Raw genomic sequence first — 19,373 nt, forward strand, 5'->3', positions numbered from 1 at the left:
GCTCCCTCTAAAATTTTACCTTGTTTTCAGTACGTTCGTACTAAAAAAAGAATTAAGGTTTTCAGGCACTTCGGTAGACCCCTATGACGAGGGCATAGTCCCTAGATGATGTTACGATGACCTTCTACCTTCCCGATCTCCTAGTTCCCGATACAGCACTTTCAGTGGCAGGTCTGACGGCCTACATTCAAGCCCTGCTAGAGCAAGACAGTCAGTTGCAGCAGATTTGGGTCACTGGCGAGGTTTCGAGTGCTAACCGTTATCGGAGTGGGTTGTTTTTTACGTTACAAGATCCGGATGCGAAGGCTGCCATTAGCTGTGTGGTTTGGAGCAGTCAGCTCGGCAAAGTAGTAACCCTACCCACCCCAGGCGAACAGATCATTATTCTAGGGCGGATTCATCTACATCCTCAACGGGGACATTATCAATTAATTGTTTGGCAAGTGCTCCCGGCTGGTGAGGGCTTAAGAGCTTTACGATACCGTCAGTTGCGGCATCGGCTAGAAGCGGAAGGATTGTTTGATCCCCAACGTAAGCGATCGCTCCCCTCCCATCCGCAAACCGTTGCCGTCATCACATCTCCACGAGCTGCGGCTTGGGGAGATATTCAACGAACTCTGAAGCGGCGTTATCCCGGTTTAAAGGTGCTGTTCTCACCCACCTTAGTGCAAGGGGATCAAGCCCCCGTCTCAATTGTGAATGCGATCGAACGGGTTGAGCGGGATGGACGAGCTGAGGTACTGATCTTATCCCGTGGCGGGGGTGCGACTGAAGATATGGCCTGCTTTAATGACGAACGGGTGGTGCGGGCGATCGCCAACTGTGCCATTCCCGTGATTGCTGGCATCGGGCATCAGCGGGATGAGTCGTTGGCAGATTTAGCCGCAGATGTGTATGCTCACACCCCTACGGCAGCTGCAGAGCAAGCTGTGCCACAATTAGCTGACCTTTACACGCAACATCAGAAGCGAGCGATGGCTTTACAAGAGGCAGCGAGCCATCAGTTTGGCCGAGTCGAGGAAGAACTACGCCAGTTGCGTGATCGCCTACGCAGGTTGCCACTAGAGCGCCAATTGCAACGGGAGGTAGGCAACCTGGCGTGGCTGCGTCAAGAATTAATTAAAGGTGCCCTACGGCAATCTCAACAAGCCACGCATCACTGTCAAACCCTACAGCAAAAGTTGGCCAATCTTGATCCCCAGTCAGTTCTGCATCGAGGGTATGCCATAGTCAGACAGGGAGATGGCACCATTACCCGCTCTACCACAGGGTTAAACTTGGGCCAAGAGCTGTCGATTAACCTAGGGCAAGGTCAGCTCAAAGTTCAAGTGACCGAAATTTTGCCGGCAAAGCCTAATGCCAGTGAGCCTTCAACTGTACTATGAACGACCTAACAAGCTTGAATCAAAGCACTTCTAAGCCAACTGACCCCGCACCTAGTACTAATTCCCCCTCCACTTCATCCCAGGTGGACTGGAGTTATGAAGCAACGGTGGACCAAATTGAAACGATTATTGGTCAGATTGAGGCAGGAGACCTAGATCTCGTTGAGGTTTTTGATCAATTTGCGATCGCAATTGACCAACTGCGGCAATGCGAAACTTTTTTGCGTCAGCGTCAGCAGCAGATGGATTTGCTGATTGAAAAATTAGTCGATGAGTCTGAATCTTACTAAAACTCGCCCATTAGTAGCTAACTCCCCGGAAGCTAACCTCTGTTGCAGGGATCGCTGTTTTTTCTCGTCGCTATAAATAGCGTGGCTCTTTAGGCGATACTGCCCCGTTTGCGCGCTTCCTTGTAAGACGTACCAATATTTCGTAGCCCCGCTCGAATCATTTGCTGCTCTAGAAGGGCAAAAAAGCGAGAGCGATCGCCGCCCCGAACCACCGCTTGGTTATGGGCCTCCGCCAACACAACTGGATACCCGTAGCCCTTCTGCACTTGAGCCAGGGTTAAGCTGAGGGCCATCTCTAACAAAGCAGTATCTTCCGCCACCCAAGCAGGAAACTCTACTCTGGCAATTTCAGTGCCCACGTGAACGTAGCAAAAGTAGATGTTATGTGGACCGTACAGATCTAAAATCCGAGCCGAACTGCGCCAAAGCGGGCTACGTTGTCCTGGTTCGAGAAATGCGGACCACAGTGCAATATCTCGTAGCGGGTCAAACACATGGCAAGGAGCGCGATCGCTTTGGCCAGGGCAGTACGTGGCGCAGTCGGGGGCAGGGTGAGGACAGGTTTGTAAGCGCAAGAAGTTGAGAGCTTCACCACTCCGAGAAGCACTGAGATAACCAATGAGGGGAATTTTGGCTAATCGCAGTTGCTCCCAAGCCTGTAAAATCTCTGGCAACAAGCGATCGCGAGCTTCATTCGGCAGCGCTTCCAAAAACCAATAAATTAGCGAACCATCTACCATCGCCAGCAGGGGAACTTGTCCTGCCTCCTGTTTCTCATCTTGCTTTCTTTCTACTTCATCCTTTACCTGGCACGCCAAGTCTGCCAATACCGTCGCTTCTGAGACAGTACGGCGATGCCCCATCCATTCCTCAGTGCGAATTCCCCATTGACGGGAAACGTAGAGGTCTTCAGGACGGTAGAACACTTCTGGCAAGCTATCCAATAAAGGATGCAAACTTTGCCCGTAATGCAGCACGACTCGCCCGACATTAATTAAGTAGCAGTAAGCAATCTCGTGGTGGCTAGGAGCAATTTGCGATCCATCGGTGGCGATCGCGGTATGAATCGCAGGAGCAACTCCTAAATTGACTCTTGTAGTGAGTGGTTCTACGGGTTCCGCTGCTGCAAAGCCCAGGCGATCGCTCCAGGTTTGTCGTTGCAAGACGAGTTCTGCTTGCCGAGATTGAGCTTGGGTTAGTAATTTTTGGGCTAGTTCCAAGCGCTGCCGCAAAGCAGTTGCTTCGTCCGATAAGTGCTGGCTAATTCCCTGCATCTGCTGCGCTAGTTTAGTCAGATCAAGCATGGGGCAATTCCTAGGGCCAAGCAGCAAACTCTTGGCTAAATTGAGCGAGAGAGAGCAGTTGAATCCGAGAGGTTTGAGCAGCCAGGCTGCGGTCTGTGGCGGTGTTATAACCCCAATCTGCTAAGTAAAGCTGGACTTCTGTTAAATCAGGCTGCTTTTGTACCGATTGTAAGGTTTTTAAGCGGTCTTCAATAAACCACAACTCAGCAGCATTTGTGAGGTGATATTCAGAGGTCGCCAGCAACTCTCGTAAAATTTGGTGTTTGGGGCGCTGCACTTCTTTGCCAAAAATTTGGTTGGGAGCTAACTCAATGCCTTGCTGCTGCAACAGTTGCTCAACAAACCGCCCTTCCTTCGTAGTCACGATCACAGGTTGCCCTGACGCAGCCAAGAATTGCTGAAGTCGAGCAATCACTCCAGGATAAAAGCGATGTAGAGCTAACCAGCTACTCAAATCGGTAGCAATCCATTGATCGCGCCCTTGATCGAGAGCAGCAGCGACTTCTACGGCCTGTAGGTTACTTTCAGTTAAGATTTCTTGGGCGATCGCAGGCCAATCTTGAAAAATTTTAGCAGTCGGAATCTTTAGCAATATCGCTTGGATTAGAACCGGCATTTCCCAACCTGTTTCCACGACTGGACGGAGTTGGTAAAACAGCTCAGCCACTTCTTGACTAGCTTCTGGATTGGCTACAGCCTGAGGGCTATTCCAGAGGTGACAGTAAGTTCGCCATGCGGTCTGAAAATATTCCAGCAACCCGTCACAAAGAACTCCATCAAAGTCAAGGGCAAGGACTCTTGGTGCACTTAGGGACATAACTTGGATTCTAAACTGCGCTTCAGGTAAGAACTATCTCACCTATGGCAATAAACTGCTTAGAATAAAGTATAATTGTTTAGATTTAACAACTGGGGCGCTAGGATTCGAACCTAGGAATGGCGAGACCAAAACCCGCTGCCTTACCACTTGGCGACGCCCCATTGGATTCACATTGACAATAATAGCAGCAAAATCCCATAGTCTGTCAAGCACTTTCTAGCCAGTAACTTAACTTTTTTTCAAACTTCCGCTTGGCTAACTCAGATGAAGCATCACTGCTACGAAGTTTTCATCGCCTTCGGAATCGCGTTTCTTGTTGGTCCGCGGGGAAAACTGGGCACTCTCAGGTTAAATCGATTGGTTGGAGGCGACAATAAGGATATGCAACCGAACCATCGCTTCTAGTTTCAGTTCGCATGCCCTCCTTGGGTTATCTCGCTCCATTGCGTTTATTTAGACTGCGTCAGCAGACTAGAGATAGGAATATGTCCTCAGACCTAGGTTATCAAGCAACGATTCTTGCCGTAGATGACAGCGTTGTCATGCAAGAACTGATTAAGCGAGTTTTGGCGGTAGATTATCGGGTTTTGGTTTCCGATAGCGCTGTAGATGCCTTGTCAGTTCTAGGCCGTGAAAAGGTAGCGCTTTTACTTCTAGATGTTTCCATGCCAGGCATTGATGGCCTAGAGTTTTGCCGCACGGTGCGTAAATTACCTCAGTTTGAGGCGTTGCCCATCATTATGCTGACGGCCCGCGATCGCGCCTTTGATAAAGTTCAAGGGCGGCTCGCAGGCGCGTCAGAATATTTGACCAAGCCGTTTGATGCCACTCAATTGCGCCAGTTAATCCAAAAGTTTGTTGGCGCTCAGGCTCCGGGCAGCTCCAGCTAAATTTGGCTGCAAGGCTATTTCTGGAAGACTTTGGCTTGAATATCTAGGGCCAAAGCCTATATTTGGGCAAGAACTTATTTTCGGGCAAATATCTTATCGGGCTAAACCAAGCCAAGTTAAGCGGCAATGAGACTGTCAATCTCATTCAAGGCTTGCTCAATTTCAGCAATGCCTGTCGTGATCTCGTCCCAACTTCTTTGTTGAATCTGTTCTTCTATGCGCTCAGCTAGGTTTTGAATGACTTTGACCCCAACATTAGCGCTGGCTCCTTTAATTTGATGAGCTTTGTGCTCTAGGGTCTTAAAGTCTTGAGCCAGTACGGCTGCCTTGGCCAGAGAAATGTTTTTCCGAGTATCTTGCAGGAATAGCTGTAGCACTTGTTGCTGGAATACACCGTTGCCACGAGTGATGCGTTGAAATCGATCGAGGTCTAAGCCAACTCTTGTAGCTAATTCAGGCGTCACAACCCCTGTAGTTTCTGTAACTGGCTCCGTCTCTGGAGGCGCGATCGCGTCACACACCCAAGCGTGACTCCAACGCTTTAACTTGTCAACGAGTTGAGCTTCGTTAAAAGGTTTGTTGAGAAGGTCGTTCATGCCCGCATGGAGGCATTTTTCTTGCTCTCCCTGGACATCATTGGCAGTCATCGCAATCACCACGGCTTGTCGATTTTGTCCTTCTAGGCGACGGATTGCGGCCACAGTAGCGTAGCCATCCAAGACAGGCATCTGACAATCTAACAGGACGATGGTGTAATTCGCCTGAGCCATGAGCGCTAAAGCTTCTTGACCGTTAGTTGCTACATCGGGTTCGCAGCCTAGGTTCTTGAGCTGTCTAACCACGACTCTCTGGCTGACAGGACTATCTTCTACTAACAGAATTTTAAGCTTCGATAGGTCTGTCATGGAAACGAGTACAGATTCCTCTGAAAGTTGCTGAGCTAATCCTGCTTAGTTAACGCGCTTAGTTAAATAGCATACTTAAATATTTTCTCTGTTTATTACCTATTTCGACAGGTTATGCAGTGAGTAAGATCACGGTCTGTATTGATTTCAACCGCTCCTACAAACTTTTTCTTTTGGCAACTAAAACTTTTTGGGCAAGACTTTGCTAGTAATAAAATTGGCGATGTCATTGATGGGTAATACGTGCTGTGCCGCCCCCAGCGCGATTGCTTCCTTAGGCATACCAAACACGATGCTACTTTTCTCATCTTGAGCAATGGTGAGGCCGCCTGCTTCAGCGATCGCTCGCATGCCCTCAGCGCCGTCTCGGCCCATTCCAGTTAACAGAGTACCGATCGCCGCCTTACCATAAAACTTAGCCACAGAGTTAAAGGTCACAGTGACTGAGGGGCGATGCCCATCTACCAAGGGCGAAACTGAGCAAAGGAACTTACCTTGGCGATCGAGTTCTAAATGCGATCGCTCCGGGGCAAAATATACCGTTCCTGCGAGTGGTACTTCACCCGCTTGAGCAATTTTGACATGCAATCGACATTCAGCCTTGAGCCAATTTACTAATCCCTGCAAAAATCCTTCGCTGATATGCTGCACACACAAGACTGGGAAGGGCAAGCTGGCAGGTAGTGGTCTCAAAACTGCTTGCAGTGCCTGGGGGCCACCTGTGGATGCTCCAAGGGCCAGTACCCGCTTTGGCCCTGTATTCAACCCGATACGCGCCTCTGTAGAGGTTGGATAGTTAGTACTAGGCGTACTTCCTGAAGATGAAGACTGAGTCATTGGGAAGCGACGCTGCTTTGTAAAGACAGTCACACCAGACAGGACTCTAATCTTAGTGATTAATTCCTGCTTGACCAGCTCGTAGTCAGTGGCCAACCCTGCACCGGGCTTTGGGAAGACATCCACCGCTCCCGCTTCTAGCAACTGAAAGATATTATGCGTGTTGTCAGGCTGAACAGAGGCACTAATTACCAAGATGGGGCGAGGATACTCTGCCATGATTTGCTTGGTAAACTCTAGCCCATCCATCCCTGGCATATAGAAATCTGTGCAAATGACGGTCGGTTCCACTTGGGGAATCAGTTGCAAAGCTTCAATGCCATTCCGGGCGGTTCCAACAACTTGAATATCTGTTGAAGAAGAAAGCATCCGTTGCAGGATAACCAGAGATACTGGAGAATCTTCTACTAGAAAAACCCGAATTGGCAAAGACGACATCTAAACAAGTCTCCTTAGGGTGTCTAGTAACACCTTCTGGTCAAAAGTACCTTTTGTGATGTAGGCGTTGGCTCCCGCTTCTGCTCCTCGGCGCTTATCTTCATCGGTTGCTAAAGACGTGACCAAAATAATTGGCAGCTCGCTATATTCTTTATGCTGACGAATCTTAGCAGTTAACCCCAAACCATCCAAGTTGGGCATTTGGACATCGGAAATTACGGCATCAAATTCACGATTTCTCAGCTTGTTGAAGCCATCTAAGCCATCTACTGCTGTCACTACTTCGTAACCAGCACTCTCCAAAATGCGCTTCTCTTGAGTCCGAATGGTGATCGAATCTTCTACGAGCAAGACTACTTGTTTGGGTGCTTGCACTTCTGCAAAAGCCTTGGGAGCCAAAGTGGTAGCTCGCTGTCGCACTGACTTGAGTAGGTCTTGGGGATTGAGCACCATGCAAACTTCGCCAGTCCCTAAAATTGTTGCTCCAGCCACATTCCGGACTCGCTTGAGTAATTTGCTTTGAGGTTTGAGGACCACATCTTGTTCGTCGAGTAGAGCCTCTACCAGTAGCCCGACGCGATCGCTGCCCACCTTCAAGATGATACAGGGTAATAACTTGGAGCTGAAACCAGGCTGGGCAGGACGCGACGGTGGACTTGATTTTAGTTCTAGCAAATCCGCCAATTTCACAATCGACACAGGTTGGTCTGCCAGGATAATGGTTTCCCGCCCCTCGATGGCAAAAATCTCATGAGGTTGCACTAATAAAGTCGTATGCACGGCTTCTACGGGGATCGCATAAGGTCGCCCCTGCACTTCTACAATTAGCACATGAGCTGTCGCTAAGGTTGTGCCCATTTGGATGCGGAAGGTGCAACCTTGACCCAACTGCGATTCTACTTGAATGGTCCCCTTGAGGCGCTCGACATTGGTGCGGACCACATCTAGCCCAACCCCTCGGCCAGAAATTTCGGTAACAAAGTTTCGGGTGGAAAATCCGGGCGAAAAGATGAGTGCTTGAATTTGGCTGGGAGTCATAACGGCCAAATCTGCTTCTCGAATCACCTCTCGTTTGAGGGCTGTCTGCCTAATACTCTCAACATCTAAACCCCGACCATCATCACTGATTTCAATGACGATATTCGTGGCGGTTTGGTAGCCCTTGAGGCGAATCGTAGCCTGCCGAGACTTGCCCAATTTTTCTCGTTCTGCGGGAGATTCTATCCCATGATCAATGGCGTTGCGAACCATGTGCATCAAGGGGTCTTTCATCTCCTCCAGTATCCGCTTATCAGCCCGGGTTTCTCCACCCTCAATGATCAAATTGACTTCTTTGCCTTGTTGCTTGGCTAAGTCTCGCACGATGCGAGGCAGCAATTGAAAAATTGTGGATAGTGGCAAGAGGCGCAGAGTCCGAACGCCTTCTTCCAGTTCGCTGGCCACAATATCTAGGCGGGCATTATCCTCGTAAGCGTCACTCTTTAAGCGATTAATGAGCAATCCAAGCCGATCTAGGCGTTCTTCTGTCCGTTGGTAAAACGTTTGCAGTTGTTTGAGGTCTCTCTGGGTGGCGGGGCGATCGCTAGAACTGAAGACAAACCGATTGACAAAGGTATCGCGACTCCATTCTTCCCACAAACTCGCGATCGCTTCAATCTCACTTAAGCGATGAGCCACCCGGATTTTAGTCACGGTTAGCTCACCTGTCTGGATCATCAAAGCATCGAGTTTTTGCGTCTCAACTCGAATTGTTTCAATCTTGTAGCCACCTGAATTGTTGGCATCCGCGATCGCTGGAGCCGCTGATGGCAAATTTGTCGCTGGAGTTTGAGGGAGGGCCGCAGGAATTGCTGTGGAGTTGAGAGTCGGAGGCTCTTGAGTTGAGGGGAGATGATAACCGTTGTCCCCGCTGTTTTCTTCCAGATCAGCAGTCACAAATTCGCCGATAACCACATGGCCGCTCTCGTGAGGCAACCCCTCAGCCGCAATCAAGGGAATCGTTGCGGCTGAATCAGGATCAGCATCTTTAGTATCTAGTGGAGTTTCTGCGTCAACAGGCTGTATCAGGTGGCCGTTTACTACTTCAGCGATATCCCTAGCGCTGTCGCTCGCTACTAAAGATGTATCAGTGGGAATTTCCTGGAGATCTGTGGCGGTAGGTAAGGCAAGCGTGGTGCTGGCAGATTGATCAGCAGAGACGGCTGAGGACGAGGAATCTGATTCCGGTGCTCCCATTAAATGAGCGAGGACGTGGAAAGCATTAATGTCAGCAGGTTCTCCTGTGACTGATTCATGCACTAATTTACGGATTGCATCTAAGCCGTAGTAGAGGCGATCGCTTACTGCTGCTAGCCTGATGTTGCCACGCTTAACCGTTCCGAGAACATCCTCAATCTGGTGCGCTAAGGTGCCGACATCTCTGACTCCTAGCATGTTGGCATCACCCTTCAGGCTGTGCGCTTCTCGCAGTAAATCTTCTAATCTAGTGCGATCGCTCGGATGTTCCTCCAAATACAGTAAGCCTGCTTCCAGGTGCTGTAAATGTTCTTCGCTGGCAGTTTTAAAGATACTCCGGAGTTCATCGTCGTCGATCATCATAATCAGGGGTCAACCTACTTGAAATATCTAGGTTAAATTCTTCCAATGCGATGCTGCTTCATTACCAAGAAATGCACCAATGAGCTTAATTCGCAGGGGCATACCTTCAAACATGGAACAAATTCCATTTAAATGAATCCACTACACCACTACCTTTAGGTCGTAGGCAGCTTCGTTCAGTTTTTGCGTACTGGCTTTGGTTTGACTAATACCACTTGCTGTTTCCAGGGCTCTCTGATTGAGGGAAATCATTGCGTCCACAACTTGCTCAATCGCGATCGCCTGTTGTTTTGCAGTCAATGAAATCTGTTGGTTATTGACAGTGATATTGTTCATCGCCGTCACAATTCCCTCCACAGTTTTTGTGCCTTCATCGGCCACCATTACGGTAGAGTTCGTTGCATTTTGAACATCAGAAACAAGCGAACTAATTCGTTCTGCTGACTTACGGCTTTGATCAGCCAGCTTGCGAATTTCGGCAGCGACTACAGCGAAACCTCTGCCATGTTCTCCCGCCCTAGCTGCTTCTACAGCCGCATTCAAGGCCAACATATTAGTTTGGTTGGCTAGATCGCTAACCAAGCTAGAGATGCTGCCAATCTGATTTGTTTGTTCACTTAAGCGCAGAATTTGCTCAGCAATCTGTCCTACTTTGTCGCGCAGGCTAGTGCTATGCTCTCCTCCCTGCCGCCCACCAAAACCATTGCCATCAACCAAAATAAGCGCTTGTTGGGCGCTATTCGCTGCCGCTTCAGCTTGCTGAGCTGACTGCCGAGAAGAAGCACTCAACTCATCCATTGTGGTTGTAGTTTCGCTGACGGCTGCAGCTTGCTGGGTAGCCGTGTGCTCCTGCTGCTCCACGGCTGCGGCAATTTCTGAGGCAGAGCTAGCGATCGCGGTTGCAACTTGATTAATCGGCTGGACTACCCGCCGTGCAATAAAAATCGCTACTGAGGAGCCTAAAATAATTGCCACTAAAGTTCCCCCTAGAGAGATCAAAGAGGCAAGTTGCTCAGCTTGTGTGGCTGATGCCTGCCGTTGCACCAATAGGTCATCCTCGACGGATTGCATCTTGTTAAGCTCGCGGCGAATGTTGTCCATTATGGTTTTGCCTAGGCCAGACAAAACTAAAGCCCTGAGTTCCTGCTCTTTACCTTGGCGCTTGAGTGTAATGGTTTGGGCTAGCTCATCTAATTTCTGCTGGGTTAATCTCTCGACTTCAACCAGCGATCGCTTTTGCTCTTCATCCCTAAGTTCACTTCTCAACTGACTAATATCAGTCGGAAGACTGGCCGTCGCTGCGTTGTAGGGTTCTAGAAACTCTTCTTTGCCTGTAAAAATAAATCCACGTTGGCCTGTCTCAGCATTAATCAAAGACCTTTCTAGCTCTTTAAGACTTCCTTTAATTTGATAGGTGCGGTTAACCGATGCCATTGAGTTAGCCAAGACCTGCATACTTAGCTTTGAGGCCAAACCAACACCAATCATCAGGGCAAAAATAGTCCCAAATCCAATGGGTACAACTCGACTCAACTTCATGTTGTTGTGCAGCATTTTATTTCCTTTGGCTCAGCATTTTTATGATTGCAGTACAAATTATTGTATTTTTCTGGCGATCGCTTTGCCTAAAACAACTACTTAATATTTTGCACATCGGAGCACTTTTAAAGATTTCGCAAACTTCAGTGAATCTCAGTATTTACACTGTTTTTGCTTTTTAATTTAAACAAAAGACATTGAATTTATGGCTCACTGACCGCAAAGCAATATTCAGTCAAGCTTGACTTCTTTAAGAAATCCCATTCCTGCCTGAAAACTATAGGTTATTGATAAAATTTCACGATACTAAAAATTAGAAATAGTTTCTTTTAGATTTATTTTAAAGAAATAGGCTGCGATAAAAACTTGAAAATACAGCTCTTAATAAGAGTTAAAACTAGAATCAAGTGAAACTTGAAATTTAATCAAGAAATCTATAGTTCTTCTTCCACGAACAAATTACCTTGATCTAAAACTTTTGATATATCTAAAATTCCCATCATTTTTTCTCGATAGAAAGCTGTACCTTTAAGAAAATTACTACCTTCTGAATACAGAGTCGTGGGCACAGCTTTTAGCTCACTGGGCTGAAGATAACTCACATCAAATACTTCATCTACAGTGATTCCAGCGATTAATCCGTCAATATCCACAATCATGGCTTTCATGCCAGAATGACTGGGGTTGCCCGCTAAATTCAAGAGGCTGCGAGCATCAATGAGTGTGACAATTTCACCACGCAAGTTCATATTGCCAATAATATGATCTGGGCAACAGGGAACTGGAGTAATTTTGCGGATATCTGTAAATTCACGGACAAACTTGAGATCTAGGCCAAAATATTCTCCATTCAGCCCCACCACAGCAAGTGGGATCAATCCCGTAAAATCTTGATTCTGAGGTAACTGTAATAAGTTAGCAGCTCGTTCCCGTAAGATGGCTTTTTCGGCTGCGGTGAGATGGGGGCAGAACTCTGATGTCGAGTAGCTTGCTGGCTCTACTACCCCTTCTAAGGAAGTCAAAACCTCATTTACTGAGGGATACCGCACTAAATTTTTTTGATTAAGAATAGTAATAATTTCACCATCAACTTTGGCAATCCCAGCGGTGAACCTCGATGTAGTTTCTGCCTCTCTACCATAGGGAACTGCTACTTCAATACTGGCCAAATCAAGATTTTTAACTTCATCAACTTGATTGACCAAAATGCCAATCATTAGCTCCTGCCACTCCAGCACGATAATACTATCGCTAAGCTGATAATCCTGAGGTTGCCGTCCAAATCGACGATCCAGATCCATAACAGGCAGCACTTTGCCCCGAAGATTAATCAAGCCAATAAAATCTGGCGGCATCTCTACAGCCGTTGTGAGTTCTGGTAGATAAAAGATTTCCTGAATTAGGTTAGCTTCGAGGCCATAGAGAGAACCATGTAAACTGAAGACTAAATAGGGAGTCGGTAACATTGGTTTATAACAGATGAGTAGTTTTTTTAAGTTTTTAAGAAATGATAGTTGAGTAATTTTAATTAAGTATTTTTATTCAATAACTTCTTGACGTAGAGTAGTAAATCACCTGCTGCTGAATGATTTTGGTATTCTACAGTTGTATCAGGAGAAATTTGCTTCAGAAGATCTAATGCTGTACTACGCATTTTTGCAGACCTAATGATGTCATTTTCTCTTGCATAAATTGCGCCTAAATCCAGATAAGCAGCGATCGCCTTAGGATCTAAATAAATAATCTTTTTTAAGATAGATTTGGCTGACTCAATGTCTCCTTCTTCTTCAGACACTTTAGCTAATAAGTAGTAAGGCTTAATAGAATATATATCTAAGGAAATTGCTCTTTGACAGTAGTTTTTTGCCTCCTGATATTGCCCTAAGTTAGCATGGGCCTGAGCCATTAAGTAATAAGCATCGAAACTAATTGAGTCATACTTAATAGCTTGGCTTGCTGCTTGCAGAGCTAATACACACAGACCATCTCTCAACAAATTTTCGGCTTGGGTGAGAGATGCTTGATATAGAGCCAAGTGGATTTTGGTTGAGGCCTTGGAGTTAGCCTGTGAGTTTGTATCTAACTCACTAACTGTTTTATAGGTGGATTTATAACCTACCTCAGAACTGGGGAGAGAATTTGCTGGGAACGCCTCTTTCCCGACGGGCTTAATTTCTTGGGTGGGCGATCGCTGAATTTTGAGTTCTTGGGAACCTAGCTGATGAGTCTGACTTCTGGCTAGATTAGCATTGGGTTCAGTGGATGAAATACGGCGCTGATACACCACCGATTCTGGCCAGATTTGGGTTTGAAACTGAGTCAGTTCTTGATTGTACAGCTCCGCGTGGCCCGTAATTAAATAGCCACCAGGCCTCAAGCAATCGTAAAATTTTTGCAAAACTATCGCGATCGCCGCAGCATCAAAATAGATAAATACATTACGACAAAGGATTAAATCTAAGTCACAAATATCAGATAGAGGGTTAGGAAGTTTATCTTGAATCAAATTCCCTGGATAAAACTTTACCCTTTCTCGAATTTTTGGGTTGATTTCCCACCCAGATCGATGAGGAGAAAAATATTGTTGCTGTAATTCAGCGCCAAACGTTCGGAAAGACCAAGAGCTATAGCTACCTTTTTTAGCTTTCTTGATCGCTTCAGGATTAATATCAGTTCCTAAGATAGTGATGTTCCAGTCATCTTGTCTTGGCAACAACTCATGCACCAAGATTGCCAGTGAATAAGCTTCCTCCCCTGTAGAACACCCAGCACTCCAAATTTTGAGTGAAGCTTTAGATTTTCCTTGCTTAACTTTTAAATCTTTTCGGTAGTCAATTAGTTCTGGTAGTATTTTATTTTTTAGTAAACTAATTTGTCCTTGGTCACGAAATAGATAACTTTCTCCTGTGGTTAATAGAATAATTAATTCTTGCCATTCGCGATCGCTTTGAGGCGTAGGCATTTCTAGAAGCTTATAATATTGAGCCAATTCAGATATTTTGAGGCTCTGCATTCTGCTGAGAATCTTCTTGTAAATATTAGGCTGATCTTGCAGACGAATTTGTAATCCTGTCCGTGCTGCAATCAATTCAGTAAGAGCTTGCTGAAATTTATCCTGAATTGGAGGCATAAGTTATAAGGTCTTGATTGTTATCACTATCTACTTTTAGGGAAGTAGCAGTAGAAAAATCCAAAAGTATTGAGCTTAACTTCTATTAGTTACCTAATAAACGAGAGAGCGCTGCGGTAGAGTCTAAACTAGCTTATGCCGTCATCCTGTGGATGTGATCTGTGGATGTGGCCTGTGGATGTAGAAACTACTGCCGTCTAGTTTTGTTTAGGCGACATCAACTGTGGTGGTTTCTACGGGTCTTAGAGCGGCAGGAGGAGTGATAGGAATTTGAATCCAAAACTCTGACCCTTGCTCTGGCTCTGAAACACACTGAAGAGTGCCACCGTGCTTTTCTACAACGATCTGATAGCTAATGGAAAGCCCTAAACCTGTACCCTTTCCTACTGGCTTTGTCGTGAAGAATGGATCGAATAAACGTCCTCTTACAGATTCACTCACACCAGGACCATTATCCTTAATGCGAATCAAAACTTGCGGACTAGAACTAGTGGTTGCTAAGCCTGACAGTTCTGAAACTGCGGCTAATTCAGGAGTGAGCAGTTCGGTTCGAATTGTAATCTGACCCAATTGCGGCTGTTCTTCTAACGCATCCACTGCATTGCCAAGAATATTCATAAACACTTGATTTAACTGGCCTGCGTAACATTCCACCAAAGGCAGTTCTCCGTATTCTTTCACCACTTCGATGCCTCGATGACTTCCCGCAGGCTTGAGGCGGTTTTGCAAAATTAATAAGGTATTATCAATGCCTTCGTGAATATTGACTGGTTTCATCTCGGCTTCATCTAAGCGGGAGAAGTTGCGCAACGACAGCACGATTTGGCGGATGCGGTCTGCCCCCATTTTCATGGAGGAAAGCAGCTTCAATAAATCTTCTGTCATAAACTCAACATCCAATTCTTCTATCTGCTGCTGAATACTCTCCACAGGCTCGGGATAGCATTTTTGGTACAGATGCAGTAGTTCGAGTAGGTCTTGGATGTAGTTGTCGGCGTAGATGAGATTGCCGCTGATGAAGTTCACCGGGTTGTTGATTTCATGAGCTACCCCAGCCACTAGTTGACCCAAACTAGACATCTTTTCGGTCTGAATCAGTTGAGTTTGAGTGTGTTTGAGATGTTGTAGCGCCTCTGTCAACTGTTTTGCTTGCATCTGGGCTGCAAAAGCAGCAGCCCGAGTTTGAGCATACAGCTCCGCTTGATCAATCGCGATCGCCAGTTGGTCGGTCACGGCCCGCAACAACTCTACTTCTACCTCAGTCCAATGCCGAGGGCCACTTGCATGGCTACAAACAATGGCTCCAAATTGTCCCGAACGAGTTTCTAAGGGAAGCAGTAATTGCGAAGTCATCCCTAAATGGGACAACAAAGCATGCACATCTACATCGATGTTCTGCTCATTGCTAGCATCATCGATTTGAATGACATCGGCGCTCAGAACTTGCCTAACGACTAAATCAGTGTACTGGGGCGGAAAATCTCCTAATAAGCTGGGTAGAGTGGCATGCCGAGCTTCATGAGTGACGGCTAGAGTGGGTTGCTCTGGATGTGGCCAGCACCAAACAAAGTGACATCGATCGATCTTTAGCAAGCTGCGGATTTCGGTGACAGCCGTTTCTAAAATGGTGTCTAAATCGAGGGAGTTACGAATTTGATTGGCTAAGCGCAACATTAAAGCTTCACGCCGACTCAGCAACTCTTCTCGCGCCCAAGCTCGGTCAATGGCGACTGCAATACTGTTGGCTACCCAGCCTAAAAAGTTCTGGACTGTGTCTGTAATCACCTTGCGACTAAAGAGCGCCATCACTCCGACGAGCCGATCTTCCACAATCAGCGGATAGCCTACAAAGGTCTGCATCCCTTCTTGCTGCACCCATTCAGTAGCTCCAATGCACAAATCCTTAGCCACATCATGACTTAAGTAAGGCGTACGATTTTGGGCAATGAAGCCAACAATAGAGATGCCCAAAGAGATCAAACTGGGGAAGTCTTCTGTATGGCTGTGTTGTCCTGCGATCGCCTGTAGCTCTAATAAATTCGTATCGGCGTTGAAGGTCCAGATGCGTACAAAGGCGGCTTCGAGTTGCTGAGCTACGGCGTTAACAAAGCGATCCAGCACCTCTGGTAAATCTCCGCCATGGGCTAAGGCAATCCCGATTTCAGCGCTTAAGGTTGAGAGGCGCGATCGCTCAATCAGAGCGACTTCCGCTTGCTTTCTAGCCGTTACATCTCGGAAATAAACCGAGAGGCCATCTTGGTAAGGATACGCCTGCACCTCAAACCATGTTTCTAGAGGTGCGTAGAATTCCTCAAAATGTACCGTTACCTGCTCGCTCACAGCTCTGTGATACTCACGGTGAAATGTAGATCCTACAGTCTCCGGTAGCTGGTCCCAAATCCGCTGACCAATCAACTCGGCTCGATCCCTAAATAAGATCTGCTCAGCTTGCGAGTTGACGTAAGTAAAGCGCCAATCGCGATCGAGCGCAAAAAACGCATCAGTGACACTCTCTAAAATATTGATGATGCGCTTGTTCGACTTTTGCAGCTCTTCCTCGGCCCATTTGCGATCGCTGATGTCGATCAAGATGCCATTCCACAGGAGATCTCCGTTAGCTTGCCGAGACGGACATGACGCCCCTTGAATCCATTTCACCTGGCCTGAGGCCAAAACAAATCTTCCCTCCCAGGTCCACGACCCTAAGGTTTGAGCTGAAACTGCAATAGACTGATCTAAACCTGGGCGATCTTCTAAGTGGACTAGGCTAAAAATGGCATCAGCATCCTGTTGAATGACTTCTGGCTCCAACTCCAGCAATTCCCGTGACCCAGGGCTGATAAAGGGAAAAGCCAACGAGCCATCGGAGCGCAGGAGAAACTGGTAAACCATCCCAGGAATTGTGATCGCCATCTTTTGGAAGTTGGCCTCACTCTCTTTTAAGGCCGCTTGGGCTTGCACCCATTCCGTCACATCATTCAGCGTGCCAGACGCACCCATCACGGTGCCATTTGCTGCACACATCTGTTGCATATAGATTTCTAGCCAGCAAAGTTCGCCCGCTTCGGTGAAAAAGCGGAGTTGCTGCCGAAAAGCTTCTATGTCTCCTCTCACGATCGCTTGCAGTTGGACGTGGGTAGACTCACGCTCATCCGGATGCAAGTAGTCAGTAATGGGGCTGCCAATCGATTCTCCCAAAGAGAATCCAGTAATTTCTGTCCAAGCAGGATTGAGGAAAGTCCAGCGACCATCCACACTCAGTTGGAAGATGACTTCTTTGATACTCTCGACCACAGAGCGGTACTGCCTTTCGCTCTCCTGTAGGGCTGCTTCGGCTCGCTTGCGCTCTGTAATATCTTCCGAGATCCCTAATAGATACTGTGGGTTTCCAGTGGCATCTAATAAAGGAATTTTTTTGGTATGTAAAACTCTAGAGCCTCGGTGCTTGGTGCGAATCTTTTCTTCTGAACTATTAACTAACTGTTTAACCTGTACTACTTCTAGATCTTTGGCTCTAAAAAAGTCGGCTTCTGATTCTGGAAAGAAGTCATAATCATCTTTGCCAATCATTTCAGCTCTAGAAAGACCCGTCAGCTCTTCGCCGAACTTGTTGAATTTAACAAACTTGAATTCTTTAGCATCTTTCACAAAGATCATGTGCGGAATGTTTTCGACGATCGAGTCTAAAAACATTTGGGTCTGCCGTATTTCTGCTTCGGAAGCTTTACGCTCTGTGATGTCGTGAGCGACCGCATAAATCAATCGCTGTTCTACTAAAGGCGTAGCTTTCCAAGAAAGCCATCTATAAGAACCATCTTTGCAGCGATAGCGGTTTTCGAAGCAAAGTGTTTCTAGACCTGATTTCAATCTTTCTAGTTCTGCTGCAGTAGCTTCTTGATCGTCTGGATGTAGCCATTCACTCCAGGGATGAGCCGATAACTCTTGATTGGTAAAACCTAGGTTCTTTTCCCAAGCTGGGCTGAGGTATCTAAAATAGTGGTCAAAATCAGCAATAGAAAGCATGTCGAGCGAGAGCGTAAAGAAGCGATCGCGCTCCGCTTCAGCATTTCTCCGCTCTGTAATATCGATGCCTGTACAGATAATGTGCTTGATAGATTCATCTGTATTTAATAAAACCGTGTGTGACCAAGCAATAGTGCGGTGCTGTCCTGACTTGGTTAGACATTGGCTTTCATACTGACTGGCTGCATCTCCCCAATGCAATTTCTGTAGAATAGCCTCGACCTGCTTTCCTTCATCGGGAGCAATAAACCAGTCCCAGAAATACTCTCCTTTGACTTCTTCAAAGGTGTAGTCAGTTGTCGCTGTACAGACTTCGTTGATCCGAAGAACTTGACCTTGAGGATTGAGCACCACCACCAGAGCATTAGCTGTTTCTAGCACGGTAGAAACAAAGTTGCGAACTAGGTCATCCGTGGAATCCAATACGGTGGCGAGGAGAGTGCGCTCTTCCTCAAGGGCTTTCTCCGCTTGCTGGCGATCGCTAACGGCTTGAGTCAGAGCTTGGAGATTGAGCCGTAACTCTAATTGCGTCACCACTTGACGGCTCAGGGCTAGCAGTGCGTCTTGTTGCTCCGGACTTAGGGTGCGGGGGACATAATCAATCACGCAGAGCGTCCCCAAAGGAAATCCTGCCTGGGTGACTAAAGGTGCGCCCGCGTAAAAACGAATGTGGGGAGCATCAACAACTAAAGGATTAGTCGCGAAGCGATCGTCTAGTAAAGCGTCTTCAACCAGGAACAACTGCGGTTGCAAAATCGCATGGGCACAGAAGGCAACTTCTCGTGAGGTCTCACAGGCTGTCAACCCAACTTTAGATTTGAACCATTGCCGATTTTCATCGACCAAGCTCACCAAAGCAATCGGAGTTTGACAAATATGAGCAGCCAAACGGGTGATATCATCAAAACTAGTTTCAGGAGGAGTATCCAGGATTTGATACTGCTTCAAAGCCGCTAGTCTAATTAATTCGTTGCTAGGGATGGGTGCTTGCATAAACTAGTTGCTACCTACTGGCTGAGTCCTGTGCTAGCTGAGCGCCTGATCTGCGGTGCAGCTTGACTGTCATCACAGATGTCACAGAACATTGATATTCAAATTTGGGGACTAACAGGGGTCGTTAGGTTGTGTTTAGGGATAAGGATTTAGCATCGCCACACATCTGCGATCGCAACTAACTGGAGCCAATGATTTAGCCTCCGTATCAACACTGAGAC

The 19,373-nt window shown here is 46.9% G+C and carries 12 protein-coding genes and 1 tRNA gene; 3 read left to right on the forward strand and 10 right to left on the reverse strand.

Features of this window, described 5'->3' with window-relative positions:
- The first annotated feature begins 116 nt into the window (after positions 1-116).
- Both xseA and xseB read left to right on the forward strand, forming a co-directional pair.
- Complete coding sequence (gene xseA / locus H6F68_RS17975) at positions 117-1,385, forward strand: exodeoxyribonuclease VII large subunit (protein ID WP_190561098.1); 1,269 nt, start codon at positions 117-119, stop codon at positions 1,383-1,385.
- Positions 1,382-1,675, forward strand: a complete 294-nt coding sequence (gene xseB, locus H6F68_RS17980; protein WP_190561100.1) for an exodeoxyribonuclease VII small subunit — start codon at positions 1,382-1,384, stop codon at positions 1,673-1,675. Before xseA ends, xseB begins: the two co-directional genes overlap by 4 nt.
- Positions 1,676-1,764: 89 nt before the next feature.
- Here the strand turns inward: xseB and H6F68_RS17985 are convergent, their stop codons facing one another.
- The 3 genes from H6F68_RS17985 to H6F68_RS17995 all read right to left on the reverse strand — a co-directional run bounded on the left by H6F68_RS17985 (position 1,765) and on the right by H6F68_RS17995 (position 3,960).
- Positions 1,765-2,979, reverse strand: a complete 1,215-nt coding sequence (locus tag H6F68_RS17985; RefSeq protein ID WP_190561102.1) for a DNA double-strand break repair nuclease NurA — start codon at positions 2,977-2,979, stop codon at positions 1,765-1,767.
- 10 nt (positions 2,980-2,989) lie between these two features.
- Entirely contained in the window at positions 2,990-3,796 is an 807-nt protein-coding gene (locus H6F68_RS17990) for an HAD family hydrolase (protein WP_190561104.1), read from the reverse strand.
- Positions 3,797-3,888: 92 nt separating this feature from the next.
- Positions 3,889-3,960, reverse strand: a tRNA-Gln gene (locus tag H6F68_RS17995).
- A 324-nt stretch (positions 3,961-4,284) separates the two neighbouring features.
- Here H6F68_RS17995 and H6F68_RS18000 point away from each other — a divergent pair.
- Positions 4,285-4,689: a response regulator gene (locus tag H6F68_RS18000; protein WP_190561106.1), complete on the forward strand. Its 405-nt coding sequence runs from the start codon at positions 4,285-4,287 to the stop codon at positions 4,687-4,689.
- Positions 4,690-4,805: 116 nt separating this feature from the next.
- Here H6F68_RS18000 and H6F68_RS18005 read toward each other — a convergent pair whose 3' ends face one another.
- The 7 genes from H6F68_RS18005 to H6F68_RS28725 form a co-directional block, all read right to left on the reverse strand.
- Positions 4,806-5,594, reverse strand: a complete 789-nt coding sequence (locus H6F68_RS18005; RefSeq protein ID WP_190561108.1) for a hybrid sensor histidine kinase/response regulator — start codon at positions 5,592-5,594, stop codon at positions 4,806-4,808.
- A gap of 180 nt (positions 5,595-5,774) precedes the next feature.
- The gene (gene cheB, locus H6F68_RS18010; protein ID WP_190561110.1) at positions 5,775-6,869 is read right to left on the reverse strand and encodes a chemotaxis-specific protein-glutamate methyltransferase CheB; all 1,095 of its coding nucleotides are present in this window, start codon (positions 6,867-6,869) and stop codon (positions 5,775-5,777) included.
- Positions 6,870-9,467 carry a hybrid sensor histidine kinase/response regulator gene (locus H6F68_RS18015; protein ID WP_199300157.1) on the reverse strand — a complete coding sequence of 866 codons (2,598 nt, stop codon included), beginning with the start codon at positions 9,465-9,467 and terminating at the stop codon, positions 6,870-6,872.
- Between the two features lie 141 nt (positions 9,468-9,608).
- Positions 9,609-11,021: a CHASE3 domain-containing protein gene (locus tag H6F68_RS18020; RefSeq protein ID WP_242065561.1), complete on the reverse strand. Its 1,413-nt coding sequence runs from the start codon at positions 11,019-11,021 to the stop codon at positions 9,609-9,611.
- Between the two features lie 419 nt (positions 11,022-11,440).
- On the reverse strand, positions 11,441-12,472 hold the full coding sequence (locus tag H6F68_RS18025; RefSeq protein WP_190561112.1) for a chemotaxis protein CheW: 1,032 nt from the start codon (positions 12,470-12,472) through the stop codon (positions 11,441-11,443).
- 62 nt (positions 12,473-12,534) lie between these two features.
- On the reverse strand, positions 12,535-14,136 hold the full coding sequence (locus H6F68_RS18030; protein WP_190561114.1) for a protein-glutamate O-methyltransferase CheR: 1,602 nt from the start codon (positions 14,134-14,136) through the stop codon (positions 12,535-12,537).
- A 207-nt stretch (positions 14,137-14,343) separates the two neighbouring features.
- On the reverse strand, positions 14,344-19,152 hold the full coding sequence (locus tag H6F68_RS28725; protein WP_190561116.1) for a PAS domain S-box protein: 4,809 nt from the start codon (positions 19,150-19,152) through the stop codon (positions 14,344-14,346).
- Between the last annotated feature and the right edge of the window lie 221 nt (positions 19,153-19,373).

It is taken from the genome of Trichocoleus sp. FACHB-262 (genome assembly GCF_014696035.1).
Taxonomy (GTDB): Bacteria; Cyanobacteriota; Cyanobacteriia; order FACHB-46; family FACHB-46; genus Trichocoleus.

Excerpts from the sequence above, each read along its gene's own strand:
- xseA (WP_190561098.1), top strand. The coding sequence starts at position 117 with ATGACCTTCTACCTTCCCGATCTCCTAGTTCCCGATACAGCACTTTCA.
- xseB (WP_190561100.1), top strand. The coding sequence starts at position 1,382 with ATGAACGACCTAACAAGCTTGAATCAAAGCACTTCTAAGCCAACTGAC.
- H6F68_RS17985 (WP_190561102.1), bottom strand. The coding sequence starts at position 2,979 with ATGCTTGATCTGACTAAACTAGCGCAGCAGATGCAGGGAATTAGCCAG.
- H6F68_RS17990 (WP_190561104.1), bottom strand. The coding sequence starts at position 3,796 with ATGTCCCTAAGTGCACCAAGAGTCCTTGCCCTTGACTTTGATGGAGTT.
- H6F68_RS18000 (WP_190561106.1), top strand. The coding sequence starts at position 4,285 with ATGTCCTCAGACCTAGGTTATCAAGCAACGATTCTTGCCGTAGATGAC.
- H6F68_RS18005 (WP_190561108.1), bottom strand. The coding sequence starts at position 5,594 with ATGACAGACCTATCGAAGCTTAAAATTCTGTTAGTAGAAGATAGTCCT.
- cheB (WP_190561110.1), bottom strand. The coding sequence starts at position 6,869 with ATGTCGTCTTTGCCAATTCGGGTTTTTCTAGTAGAAGATTCTCCAGTA.
- H6F68_RS18015 (WP_199300157.1), bottom strand. The coding sequence starts at position 9,467 with ATGATGATCGACGACGATGAACTCCGGAGTATCTTTAAAACTGCCAGC.
- H6F68_RS18020 (WP_242065561.1), bottom strand. The coding sequence starts at position 11,021 with ATGCTGCACAACAACATGAAGTTGAGTCGAGTTGTACCCATTGGATTT.
- H6F68_RS18025 (WP_190561112.1), bottom strand. The coding sequence starts at position 12,472 with ATGTTACCGACTCCCTATTTAGTCTTCAGTTTACATGGTTCTCTCTAT.
- H6F68_RS18030 (WP_190561114.1), bottom strand. The coding sequence starts at position 14,136 with ATGCCTCCAATTCAGGATAAATTTCAGCAAGCTCTTACTGAATTGATT.
- H6F68_RS28725 (WP_190561116.1), bottom strand. The coding sequence starts at position 19,152 with ATGCAAGCACCCATCCCTAGCAACGAATTAATTAGACTAGCGGCTTTG.